Origin of the sequence: Rhodobacter sp. SGA-6-6, assembly GCF_011043545.1 — a bacterium.
GTDB lineage: Bacteria > Pseudomonadota > Alphaproteobacteria > Rhodobacterales > Rhodobacteraceae > Pseudogemmobacter.
The window spans coordinates 144,730-156,773 of record NZ_JAAKGP010000004.1; the positions used below are offsets into that span (position 1 = coordinate 144,730).

General features: G+C 67.2%; 11 protein-coding genes. 4 read left to right on the top strand and 7 right to left on the bottom strand.

The genetic code is table 11. The features are described 5' to 3' along the window. Positions 1-4: 4 nt before the first annotated feature. The 3 genes from nosZ to G5B31_RS09700 are packed head-to-tail and all read right to left on the bottom strand — an operon-like array spanning position 5 to position 4,682. On the bottom strand, positions 5-1,978 hold the full coding sequence (nosZ, locus tag G5B31_RS09690) for a TAT-dependent nitrous-oxide reductase (RefSeq protein ID WP_165016641.1): 1,974 nt from the start codon (positions 1,976-1,978) through the stop codon (positions 5-7). A gap of 26 nt (positions 1,979-2,004) precedes the next feature. After that, on the bottom strand, positions 2,005-4,197 hold the full coding sequence (locus tag G5B31_RS09695) for a NosR/NirI family protein (protein ID WP_165016643.1): 2,193 nt from the start codon (positions 4,195-4,197) through the stop codon (positions 2,005-2,007). Beyond that, positions 4,194-4,682: a DUF2946 family protein gene (locus G5B31_RS09700; protein ID WP_165016645.1), complete on the bottom strand. Its 489-nt coding sequence runs from the start codon at positions 4,680-4,682 to the stop codon at positions 4,194-4,196. Before G5B31_RS09700 ends, G5B31_RS09695 begins: the two co-directional genes overlap by 4 nt. A 151-nt stretch (positions 4,683-4,833) precedes the next feature. On the opposite strand from G5B31_RS09700, the gene G5B31_RS09705 reads away from it, so the two are divergent. Continuing rightward, positions 4,834-5,547, top strand: coding sequence for a cyclic nucleotide-binding domain-containing protein (locus G5B31_RS09705; protein WP_165016647.1), 714 nt, complete (start codon positions 4,834-4,836; stop codon positions 5,545-5,547). On the opposite strand, the gene G5B31_RS09710 is transcribed toward G5B31_RS09705, so the two are convergent. From G5B31_RS09710 to G5B31_RS09725, 4 genes are all read right to left on the bottom strand, one after another. Continuing rightward, complete coding sequence (locus G5B31_RS09710) at positions 5,544-5,783, bottom strand: hypothetical protein (RefSeq protein ID WP_165016649.1); 240 nt, start codon at positions 5,781-5,783, stop codon at positions 5,544-5,546. The two genes, G5B31_RS09705 and G5B31_RS09710, sit on opposite strands and share 4 nt — an antisense overlap. After that, positions 5,780-6,271 (bottom strand): Lrp/AsnC family transcriptional regulator, encoded by a 492-nt coding sequence (locus G5B31_RS09715; protein ID WP_165016651.1) that lies wholly within the window; start codon positions 6,269-6,271, stop codon positions 5,780-5,782. The genes G5B31_RS09710 and G5B31_RS09715 overlap by 4 nt, the downstream gene beginning before the upstream one ends. After that, the gene (locus G5B31_RS09720; protein ID WP_165016653.1) at positions 6,261-6,737 is read right to left on the bottom strand and encodes an Lrp/AsnC family transcriptional regulator; all 477 of its coding nucleotides are present in this window, start codon (positions 6,735-6,737) and stop codon (positions 6,261-6,263) included. The genes G5B31_RS09715 and G5B31_RS09720 overlap by 11 nt, the downstream gene beginning before the upstream one ends. A 107-nt stretch (positions 6,738-6,844) precedes the next feature. Then, positions 6,845-8,584, bottom strand: coding sequence for a nitrite reductase (locus G5B31_RS09725; protein WP_165016655.1), 1,740 nt, complete (start codon positions 8,582-8,584; stop codon positions 6,845-6,847). 277 nt (positions 8,585-8,861) lie between these two features. Between G5B31_RS09725 and G5B31_RS09730 the strand changes: the two genes are divergently transcribed. From G5B31_RS09730 to G5B31_RS09740, 3 genes are all read left to right on the top strand, one after another. Continuing rightward, complete coding sequence (locus tag G5B31_RS09730) at positions 8,862-10,064, top strand: NnrS family protein (protein WP_165016657.1); 1,203 nt, start codon at positions 8,862-8,864, stop codon at positions 10,062-10,064. Positions 10,065-10,178: 114 nt separating this feature from the next. Then, on the top strand, positions 10,179-10,634 hold the full coding sequence (locus G5B31_RS09735) for a cytochrome c (RefSeq protein ID WP_165016659.1): 456 nt from the start codon (positions 10,179-10,181) through the stop codon (positions 10,632-10,634). Positions 10,635-10,644: 10 nt separating this feature from the next. Next, a complete protein-coding gene (locus tag G5B31_RS09740; RefSeq protein ID WP_165016661.1) occupies positions 10,645-12,042 on the top strand; it encodes a cbb3-type cytochrome c oxidase subunit I in 1,398 nt (465 codons plus the stop codon). Positions 12,043-12,044 lie beyond the last annotated feature (2 nt).

Here is a 12,044-nt window from a genome sequence, read left to right on the forward strand (position 1 = left end):
GGTGTCAGGCGTCCCTCGGTTCCACGAACATCCGGCCGCGCATCTCCATGTGCAGGGCATGGCAGAACCACTGGCAGTAATACCAGTAGACGCCCGCCGACCCCGCCACGAAGGTGACCGAGGAGGTCATCTGCGGCCCGATCTCCATCGCCACGCCATGGTTGCCCATGGTGAAGCCGTGGGTCAGGTCGTCGATGTCGTCGAGGTTGGTGACGACCACCGTCACCTCGTCGCCTTCCTTCACGGTGAACTCTTCCAGCGCGAATTGCGGCGCCTGGCTGGACATGTAGACGCGGACCTTGTTCGGGTCGTCCTTGTCGCGGATCACCGTGTCCTGCCAGTCGTCCAGGTTCACCCCGTCCGCCTCGGCCTGCTTGCGGGTCTCGGCCCACATCGGGTCCTGCCGGTCCCAGACCGACTTGATGTTCGACAGGATCGACGGGTGGACCGAGATCGCGTCATGCGGCTCGGCGAAGGTCGGGCCGTCGTGGACCAGCACCATCTTGTCGCCCGAGATGTCGATCAGCTGGTCGTTCTCGGCCTTCAGCGGGCCGACGTTCAGGAAGCGGTCCTTCGAGAACTTGCACAGGCAGACCAGCCAGTCGTTCGCCGCATCCAGCGTCTCGCCCATCACGGTCTTCAGGTGGCCGGGCTGGTAATGCACGTCCAGCTTGTCCTTGATCGGGTCGATCTGCTCGCCGGCATAGGCCTTGATCGCGTCCTCGATGTTCCACTTCACCACCTGGCTGTCCAGGAACAGCGAGGTATAGGCATTGCCGCGCCCGTCGAAGGCGGTGTGCAGCGGGCCGAGGCCCAGTTCCGGCTCGGCCACCACGACGCTGCGCAGGTCGACCTCGGCCTCGGGCTTCTCGAACAGGGTGTCGAACTTCGTCACGTCCAGCACGGTGACGGTGGGCGAAAGCTTGCCGCCGACGCAGAGGTGCTTCCTGTCCGGCGCCATGTTGCAGCCGTGCGGGTTGTTGGCGATCGGCACGTAGCGGGTGAACTGGCTTTTCGCGTCCTTCCGCCCGTCCAGCACCTTGACGCCGTTCACTTCCTCGAACCGGCCCTCGGCCACCGCCTTCTCGATCTCGGCGATGTTGAAGATGACCACATGGTCCATCTCCGCCGCGGTCATGTCGGCCAGGTTCATCCCCATCTCCGAGTTGTAGGAGGTGGAGAAGGCCCATTTGCCCTCGTAGTCGGCATCGGTGTTGTCCAGGTTGCCCGAGACCATGACCTGCCAGGCCACGTCGAAGCTTTCGGTATCCACGGCGGTGAAGATGTTCACGTAGGTGGAGACATCGGTCATCGTCGAGCCGTCGTTGACCAGCGGCGCCTCGTCCTCGCCGTTGCAGAAGATGTAGTTGGAGCTGGGGAATTTCCGCGGCCGCATCCCGTGGATGCCCTTGGCGTTCGGGATCTCCAGGATGGCGTCGCACTTCATCACGTCGCAGCGGACGCGGGCGACGCGGGTGTTCGCCTTGTCCTGCATGAACAGGTATTTCCCGTCATACTTGCCCTCGGTGTAGGACATGTGGACGTGGTGCAGGTCGCCGTTGTCGTGGATCTTCTTGCCGTTGGCTTCCAGCAGCTTCTTGGTCTTCTCGGTCATCGACCGCTGGTGGATGCGGATCGATTCGTTGGTCTGGCCCCAGCCGGTGGCCGAGCAGCGGTTGAACACCGGCACCCGCATCAGCTCGCGCATCGAGGGGATGCCGAGGATGCGCATCTCGCCGGTCTGGCCCGAGGACCAGAAACCGTAGTAGTCGTCCAGCTGGCCGGGCGCGATGCCGCCGTCCGCGCCGGCCGCCAGCGCGGCGGTCGAGCTGCCGGCGGTCAGGCCGGCCACGGCGCCCAGGCCCAGGGCCGCAGGGCCGAGCGCGAGGCGCCCGCCAAGCGCGCCCAGGGCGGCACCGCCGGCGCCGGCGCCAAGCAGGCCGCGGCGGCTGAGACCTTTCGTATCCTTCGATTCCATGATCGAACTCCTTCGGTTGAATTTCGTCAAACGGCGGTGCGGGCGGCGTTGGGATGCCCGGCAGGCGGCCGCCCCAGAGTCGGCGGAGTGCTTTCCGCCAGTTTCTCCCGCCGCTTCAGCTTTCTGATGACGACGGGGCATTTGGTTTCGGACTGATACAGCACCTGGCAATGCAGGCAGTTGATGCACTCGTTCGGGTTGATCTCTCCGGTCGGGTGGATCGACTGGACCGGGCATTCATGGGCGCAGGTCTGGCAGGGGTTGCCGCATTCGTGGTAGCGCTTCAGCCAGTCGAACATCCGCAGCCGCGCCGGGATCGCCAGCGCCGCGCCCAGCGGGCAGAGATAGCGGCAGTAGAACCGTTCCACGAACAGCCCGGCGATCAGCAGCGCGGCGGCATAGGCCACGAAGGGCCAGGCGCGCATGAACTTCAGGATGATCGCGGTCTTGAACGGCTCCACCTCGGCCAGATGCTCGGCCTGCTCGATGCTGACCAGCGACGCGCCGAAGAGGCCGAGGAAGATCATGTATTTGACCGGCCAGAGCCTTTCGTGCAGGCCCCAGGGCAACGTCCATTGCGGCACCCGCAGCTTTCGGGCGATGTGGTTGGTGATCTCCTGCAAGGCGCCGAAGGGGCAGAGCCAGCCGCAATAGGCCCCGCGGCCCCAGAACAAGAGCGCAGCGGCGACCGAGAACCACAGGATGAAGGTCAGCGGATCGAGAAGGAACGCCTGCCAGCTGAACCCGGTCATCAGGCTGCCGAACAGCGCCATCAGGTTCACCACCGAAAGCTGGGCGTTGAACATCCAGCCCAGCACGACCAGCGTGACCGCCAGATAGGCCATGCGGAACCAGTAGAACCGGCGTTCGTGCCTGACCGCGAAGCTCTGGAAGAAGAACACCCCGGTCAGCACCGCCAGCATGGCGCCCAGGACGGCGATCTTCAGCTTGGAGTCGGTCCAGATCCGCTTCCACAACTCGGCCTGCGCGGCGCCTTCCTCGCGGTCGGCGACGGCGGCGGCCACTTCGGGCACCTCCGCCGGGGCGGTGGCCGCCACGGCGCGCAGGTATTGCGGCGGCAGCTGGTAGCCCAGGTCGAAGGTGGTGAACAGCTTCTCGATCGGCCCGACCTCGCGCTGCACCAGCAGCTGGATGCGGAACGGCTTGGTCGGGTCGAAGCCCACGTCGGCCGGGATCTTGAACAGGTCGGCCTCGGTGAATTCGGGATGACCCTCCGCGGCGATGCTGCCCAGCCGGCGGTGCTGGCGGTCGCGGAAGCGGACCGACACGTCGTCCTGGATCAGCACGATGCGGTCGAAGATGCCGCCGCGGACATAGCCCGAGCCCTTGAAGCTGTAGAGCCCGCGGCCGACGACGACCAGCGCATGTTCGCCCGGTTGCAGCCAGTTCTGCAGGTTGGCCTGTTCGGCCTCGCCCAGCATGGCCTCGCCGATGGCGGGAACCGAGACCAGCGCCGCCTGCATCTCGATGAAGGTGGTTTCCGGCGCCTCGGTCAGCGCGCGCTCGGCGGCGCGCTTGTCGTCCAGCGCGGCGAAGGCGGCGTTGACCTGGCCCACGTCCAGCGACAGCCGGCGCAGGGTGCCGTCGCCCTCCATCTCCATCCAGCTGGCGGGAACCGGGGCATCGGGATTGATCTCGAAGGCCGGCCCCTGTGCCGCCGACTCGGCCTGCAAGCCGCCGAGGCCAAGCGCCCGCGCCGCCTTCAGGCCGGACCGCACGATGGAATCGTCGATCACCATCACCGTGACGGTGGCGCCCGAGATGATGTCCACGTCATGCGCGGTGCCGCCCGAATTCGCCTCGGCCACCAGGTCGAGGCCGATGTAGCTGTCGACCAGCGCCTTGATCTTGGCCTCGGGGATGCCGATCAGCACGATCGGCTCGGAATGCTTGACCAGATCCATGCCGATGATCCGCGCCTGCGGGTCCACCGCGACAAGGGTATGGATCGGCTTGCCGGAATAGCCGGTGGTGCCGACGAAATCCGAGGTGACGAAGGCCCAGCCGATGGTCTCGCCGCCCTTCAGCACCGGGGCGACCGGCAGGTCCTCGCGGATCGGGCCGTAGCCGTCGGCGCCTTCGACCAGTTCGGCCGCGGGCACCTTGCCCAGCCATTCGGGCAGCACGCTTTGCGCCAGCGCGGGCAGCGGACACAGCAGGGCGAGGACGACAAGGATCAGTCGGACGAGCGTATTCATAGGGCAACCCGTTGGCGTTGCCCGCTGCCTGCCATCGCACAGGGACCGATGGCTTGACCAAACTCAAGAGGTTCGGCGAAAGCCCGGGGCTGCGGCAAGGGGCCGCAGAATTGACCGGGATCAAGCACTTGGACCTGCGCAGCCGGGGGGCCGCGGGACAAGGGGCGAAGGTGGGTCCGGGGCGCGGGCAATACGGCCGGGGCGGCCGGCGCCAGCATCCGCGCCGGTCGCAGCGGGATCGTCTCCGCTGCGGGGCCGGCGGGCAGTCCGAACGCCAGGACAAGGCAGTCCGGGCAGTGGAAGCAGTCCGAGGAATCGACCGGATCGCCCTTGGCGTCCAGCAGGACAGTGGCGATTCCGCCTTCGGAGCAGATGACCATCTCCATCGCCGGTCCCCTGGCCACCATGGCACCGGCCGCCGCGCCGTAAAGCGCGACCGCCAACAGGGCCAAAAGGCAAAGGAATCGGGTCAGGGCACGGCTCATGGGTCGATTGTTAGCGGTAGGGAGAAAATATGAAATTGATATAAATCAATGGTTGAGTGATCCGTGCGATCCTTTGCCGATTTCCGATCCGCGATTGACTTTCTTCGGTGCTTTTGGTTGCAGATTGTGGCCTGTGTAGAGGAACTGGTTCATGCGTCCGGACGATCTGGCGGAAGTCCGCCACCTGCCGCTGTTCCGCGACATGCTGAAGGCGAACTTCGATGCGCTGATGCAGGGCGCCTATGCCCAAGCCTTCCCCGAGGGACTGGAGCTGATCCGTCAGGGCGATCCGGCGGATTTCCTGCATGTGGTGCTGGAGGGCGCGGTGGAGCTTCACGCCGGCTGGCAGGACCGCAGCTGCACCATGGCGGTGGTGAAGCCGGTCGGCACCTTCATTCTGGCCGCCTGCATCAAGGACGTGCCCTACTTGATGTCGGCCCGCACGCTGGAACGGTCGCGGCTTCTGCTCGTGCCGGCCTCGGACCTGCGGGCGGTGTTCCGTCGCGACGCGGAATTCGCCGTCTCCACCATCACCGAGCTGGCGGGCTGCTACCGCGCCGTCGTTCGCCACGCCAAGAGCCTGAAGCTGCGCAACTCGCGCGAGCGGGTGGCGGCCTACATGCTGAAGCAATCGCAGCTGGCGGGCGGCGCGCTGCGGTTCACGCTGGGGATCGAGAAGCGGCTGATCGCCTCCTACCTCGGCATGACGCCCGAGAACCTGTCGCGGGCGCTGAAGACGCTGGACGATGTGGGGATCGAGGTTCATGGCCAGATGGTCACCATCACCGACATGGACCGGCTGCTGGCCTTCGTGCCGCCCGATGCGCTGATCGACGGCCCGGACGCGCCGGGACTGGTGGCCTAACCATCCGCCTCGGCCTCGGCGATCAACCCGCCGATCCAGCGGGCGGCGGCCCAGGTCGCGGGCAGCCCCAAGGGCAGCGAGATCCACAGCGCCGTGACCGGCGGCAGCGCCGGCAGGCCGAGCCAGGTGCCCATCAGCCCCAGCAGGAACAGGTTGATCGCCACCGCCGTGGTGGCGAAGGGCCAGATCCACAGCTGCAGCCGCCGCAGCCGGCGCGGGTCGATGGTGCGGGTCATTCCGCCCCTCCTTCCGCCAGCCGCATCCCGGTGCTTTTCAGCACCCGGGTCGAGAACAGCATCTGATGCCCCCGGCAGGCCGGCCCCAACACCGCGGCGATGGCGGCGCACTGGTCCTCCACCTCCTCCCGGGTCTCGCCGTGCAGCTTGACGAACAGGTTCCAGGGCCAGTCCGGCAGGTGGCGCGGGCGCAAGGAGCACTGGCGCACGAAGGGCAGCGCCGCCACTGCGCGGCCCAGGTCGCGCACGCCCTCGTCCGCCACGTCCCAGACGCCCAGGCCGTTGGCGACCTGGCCGAGCGCATGGCGGTCGGGGCAAAGCGCGATGCGGCGGATGATGCCCTCGGCCTGCATCCGCGCCAGCCGCGCCATCACCTCGGCCTCGGGCAGGCCCAGCCAGCGCGCCACCTCGGCGAAGGGCCGGGCGGCCAGCGGCAGGCCGCTCGCCGTGGCCTGAAGGATGCGCCGGTCGGTGGCGTCAATGGTCATGCCTCTCTCCGGTCCCCCGCGAGAAATCCTCTTCCTTGGGGAAAAGCAGGACCTCCAGCCCGGTCTTCTCCCCGATCGCCCTAGCCGCCGCCGCGATGTCGCCCGGCCTTTCGCAGGCCAGCACGAACCACAGGTTCAGCCGGTGATTGCGGTGATGATTGTGCACCACCTCGGGCCGGGCATTGACCAAAGTCACGACCGCCTCCAGCCGCCCGGGCGGCACCGCCATGGCGCAGAGGCAGCAGGCGCCGCCCATCGCGGCGGCGTCGAGGAAGGGGCCGAAGCGGGTGATCGCGCCGATCTCGCGCAGCCGCGCCAGCCGGGCGGTGATCTCGTCCTCGGTCAGGCCCAGGGTGGCGGACAGCGCGGCGAAGGGCGCCTCGGTGATGGCGATGCCGTCGCGCAGCCGCTCGATCAGGCTGCGGTCGGCGGCATCCAGCGCGTCGGAGGGCATGGTGCGGGGCATCGGGCGGCCTTTCGGGAGGGGCGGGAAATCCGATGGGCGGGCCCTCGGGAAAGGGCCCGCCCGGGGATGGCCCCGCGGCGCACAAGAACCGCGGGGCCGGAACGGGATCAGTAGATGTCCTTCTGCGTGTTCAGCACGTTGAACTTGCCGGTCGGCGTGATCAGCCGCGGGTCCTTGATCACCTGCTTCAGCTCCAGCGTCTTGTCATCGACGATGACGATGGCGCTTTCCTTGTCCTTGGCGTTCCAGACGCTGAACCAGACCTCGGTGCCTTCCTTGTTGAACTCGGGCTGCACCACCCGGGGCTGGCCGTCGGGAATGCCCGCCCATTCGCCGATGGGCAGCGTGGTGTATTCCGGGTCCGCCTCGGGATCGCCGCCCATCGCCGCGATGTCGAACACCGCCACGCTGGCCGAGATCGCGGCATCCGGGTTCAGCGCCGCATCGACATAGAGGTGCTGGCTGTTCGGATGGGTCTTGATGAACAGCGACCCGCCGCCGAGCGCAAAGAAGGTGTCGACGATCTTCCAGGCCTGGTCGGGATGGCCTTCGGGATCGGTGCCGACCAGCGAGACCGTCTCGTCGCCCAGGTGCGAGGTCGCCCAGACCGGACCATAGACCGGATGGGTGAAGTTCGCGCCCCGGCCCGGGTGCGGCGTCTGCCCGCCGGTGTCGATCAGCGCCGTCAGCTTCGAGTCCTTGGTGTCCACCACCGCAATCTTGTTGCGGGCATTGGCGGCCACCAGGAAGTAGCGGTGGGTGCTGTCGAAACCGCCGTCATGCAGGAAGCGCTCGGCCTCGATCTCGGTGGACTTCAGGTTCTTCAGGTCCGAGTAGTCGACGAAGAGGATCTTCCCCGTCTCCTTCACGTTGACGATGAACTCCGGCTTGTAGTGCGACGACAGGATCGAGGCCACGCGGGGTTCCGGGTGGTAGGTCTGCTCGTCCCAGACCATGCCGCGGGTCGAGACGATCTTCAGCGGCTCCAGCGTGTCGCCGTCCATGATCACGTATTGCGGCGGCCAGTAGCTGCCGGCGATGGCGTATTTGTCCTCGTAGCCCTCGAACTTCGAGGTCTCGACCGAGCGCGCCTCGATGCCGATCTTGATCGAGGCCACGGTCTCGGGATGCTCCATCCACAGGTCGATCATGTTGACCAGCCCGTCGCGGCCGATGACGAAGAGATAGCGCCCCGAGGCCGAGATGCGGCTGATGTGGACGGCGTAACCGGTGTTGATCACCGCCTTGATCTCGTAGGTGCCGCCGTCGATCAGCGCGATCTGGCCGGCGTCGCGCAGCGTCACCGACATGATGTTCTCGATGTCGATGTCGTTCATCTTCTCCTTCGGACGGTCTTCCGGCTTGACGACGACCTTCCAGGACGCCTGCATCTCCGGCATCCCCCATTCGGGCGGCTGCGGCGGGTCGAGCAGCACGTAGCGCGCCATCAGGTCCACCTCCGCCTCGGTCAGCTCGCCCGAGGTGCCCCAGTTCGGCATCCCGGCCGGAGAGCCGTAGGTGATGAAGCTGTGCAGGTAGTCGTAGCCGTTCTCGCGGGTCAGGTCGGGCGTCAGCGCCTTGCCGGTCGCGCCCTTGCGCAGCACGCCGTGGCAGCCGGCGCAGCGCTGGAAGTAGATCTCGGTGCCCTGCGCGAACTCCTGGTCGGTCATCACCGGATCGTTCGGCCCCTTGCCGGGGATCTCCACCCCGATGTCGGCCAGGGTGGCGACCGAGGATGCGGGGGCTTCGGCCGCCTCCTGCGCGGACAGCGGTGTCGTCATCATCGCGAGGGTCAGCGCAGCGCTGCCCCATAGCAAGGTCCCGACACGGCGGGCTTGGCTGGTCATGGCAATCTCTCCGTTCAGCTGGTGAGGCTGAGCGCACGTTTCCGTGATCGCCGGGAAAGCCGCTTTGACTTTTGTTAAGGTGACAAACGTGTCGCAGGGGCAGGGTCCCGGCGACCGGACGGAAACGCCATGCGCCCGCTTTGCCTCGACCCGCCGAATGCGCCCCCCTCGCCGGGGGCCGATGGCGCATGGAACCCTCCAAGCCAAACGCCATGAAGGATGCCCCCTGCAGCCCCACCCCGAAGCGGCGGGCTCGCGGCGGCGAAGGAGCTGCGCCATGACTGCCCTGAAACGCCTGTTCTCCGAAGGATTCCGCGCCTTCTTCCTGTCCGCCGGGCTGTTCGCCCTGGCCTCGGTCGGTCTGTGGACGCTCTGGCTGGCGGCGCAGGCGGCGGGGATGGAGCTGGACCTGCCCGACACCCCTGCCCCGCAGCACTGGCACGCGCATGAGATGGTCTTCGGCTACGGCGCCGCGGCGCTGGCCGGGTTCTTCCTGACCGCGGTGCCGAACTGGACCGGCGGCAAGGGCGCGCCGCACCGCTTCATCGCCGCGGTCTGGGGGCTGTGGCTGGCCGGGCGGCTGGCGCTGCTGTTCGCCGCCTGCCTGCCGGCATGGCTGGTGGCGGTCGCCGACCTGTCGCTGGTGCCGGTGCTGGCCGCACAGATGACCCTGCAGCTGATCGCCCGCCCCCGCGCGCCGCAGATGATCTTCGTCGGCCTGCTGGCGCTGTTCTGGACCGCGAACCTGCTGTGCCATCTGGAGTGGATGGGGCTGGCCGATACCCTGTGGCAGGGCCTGCGCGCCGGGTTGCTGGTGCTGACCGCCACCATCGTGGTGATGGGCGGGCGGGTGACGCCCGGCTTCACCCGCAACGCCATGGTCGCCGCTGGGCGCGAGCAGGGGCTGCCGCGCAACCCCCAGCCGCTGGCCGCCGTCTCCATCGCCGCCGCCATCGCCACGGTGGCGGGCTACCTGCTGCCGCTGCCCGAGGCCCTGCCCGGCGCCGCCGCGCTGGTCGCCGGAGCCGCCGCACTGGTCCGGGTGGCGCTTTGGCAGGGGTTCTGGACCCGCCGCCAGCCGATTCTCTGGACCATGCACCTGTCCTACGGGTTGAACGCGCTCGGCCTGATCACACTCGGCCTGGCCGCCTTCGGCATCGGCACCGAGATCGCCGCGCTGCATGTCCTGGGCATCGGCGGCATCGGCGGGATGACCCTGGCCGTCATGTCGCGCGCCAGCCTCGGCCACAGCGGCCGCCCGCTGGTCGCGCCGCGCGGCGTGGCGGTGGCCTATGCGCTGCTGCCGCTGGCGCTGCTGGCGCGCTGGATCGCCACGCTGCTGCCGGACCTCTACTACCCCGGCGTGCTGGCGGCGGGGGCGCTGTGGATCGCCGCCTTCCTGCTCTACACCGCCGGTCTCTGGCAGGTCTGGGTGCAGCCGCGCGCGCCCCGCGCGCCGGTGGGACGGCCGCCGAAGTGAGCTTGCAGGACAAAAGTTGACCCGATGACGCAGGGTTGACTTTTGTTAAGGACCGGCCGCGCCCGGTCGATCACAGGGAGGTGACTGCAACAGCTTTGGGAAGGACCCCTCGCCATGCGCGAAGTCATGACCAAGAGCATGGCCCGGAACATCTTCTACGGCGGGTCACTGTTCTTCATCCTGATCTTCCTGGGCCTCACGGCCCATTCACACTATTACATCTCCAACACCTCGACCGACAAGGCGACGCTGACCGACAGCGTGGCGGCGGGCAAGCTGATCTGGGAAGAGAAATCCTGCATCAACTGCCACACCATTCTGGGCGAGGGCGCCTATTTCGCCCCCGAACTGGCCAACGTCATGACCCGCTGGGGCGTCGAGCCGGGCGACCATGAAGGCGCCTTCGAGGCGCTGAAGACCTGGATGGATGCCATGCCCTCCGGGATCGAGGGCCGCCGCCAGATGCCGAACTTCGGCCTGACCGACGAGGAATACCGCAACCTTGCCGATTTCCTGCTCTGGACCAACACGATCCGGGCGCAGGACTGGCCCCCGAACGACGCGGGCTGAGGAGAACGCCATGAAATACCAATCGCAAAAGATCGCGCTGGCCTATTTCGTCGTGGCCATGGCGCTGTTCGCGGTGCAGGTCTCGATGGGCCTTCTGCTGGGCTGGATCTACGTCTCGCCCAACTTCCTGTCCGAGGTGCTGCCCTTCAACATCGGCCGGATGCTGCACACCAACAGCCTGATCGTCTGGCTTCTGCTGGGCTTCTTCGGCGCCGCCTACTACCTGATCCCGGAAGAGGCGGAGCGCGAGATCCACTCGACCAAGCTGGCCTGGCTCCAGCTGGCGATCTTCGTCCTCGGCACCGCCGGGGTGGTGGTGACCTATCTCTTCAACCTGTTCGAGGGCAACTGGCTTCTCGGCAACGAGGGCCGCGAGTTCATCGAGCAGCCCCGCTGGGTCAAGGTGGGCATCGTCGTCGCCGCGCTGATCTTCCTCTACAACGTCAGCATGACCGTGCTGGCGGGCCGCAAGACCGCGATCACCAATATCCTTCTGCTCGGCCTCTGGGGCCTGGCGCTGCTGTTCCTCTTCGCCTTCGTCAACCCCGACAACCTGGCGCTGGACAAGATGTACTGGTGGTACATCGTCCACCTCTGGGTCGAGGGGACGTGGGAGCTGGTGATGGCCTCGATCCTCGCCTTCCTGATGCTGAAGCTGACGGGGGTGGACCGCGAGGTCGTCGAGAAATGGATCTACGTCATCGCCGCGCTGGCGCTGTTCTCGGGCATCCTCGGCACCGGCCACCACTACTTCTGGATCGGCACCCCGGGCTACTGGCAATGGATCGGCTCGATCTTCTCCAGCTTCGAGGTGGCGCCCTTCTTCGCGATGATGTCCTTCGCCTTCGTGATGGTCTGGAAGGGCCGCCGCGACCACCCGAACAAGGCCGCGCTGCTGTGGAGCCTCGGCTGCGCCACGCTGGCCTTCTTCGGCGCGGGCGTCTGGGGCTTCCTGCACACGCTGCACGGGGTGAACTACTACTCGCACGGTACGCAGATCACCGCCGCCCATGGCCACCTGGCCTTCTACGGCGCCTATGTCTGCCTCAACCTGGCAATCATCACCTATGCCATGCCGCATCTGCGGGGCCGCGACCCCTACAATCAGGTGCTGAACATGGTCTCGTTCTGGCTGATGTCGGGCGGCGTGGTGTTCATGACCTTCACGCTGACCTTCGCCGGCACCATCCAGACCCACCTGCAGCGGGTGAACGGCGAATACTACATGGATGTGCAGGACCAGCTCTGGCTGTTCTACGCCATGCGCTTCGGTTCGGGCGTCGCGGTGGTGCTGGGGGCGGTGCTGTTCATCTACGCCGTGCTGGTGCCCCGGCGCGAGGTGGTGACGCCCGGCCCGCTTGAGCGGAACCGTCTCGAACACGATCCCGACCACATGGCGGCGGAGTGATG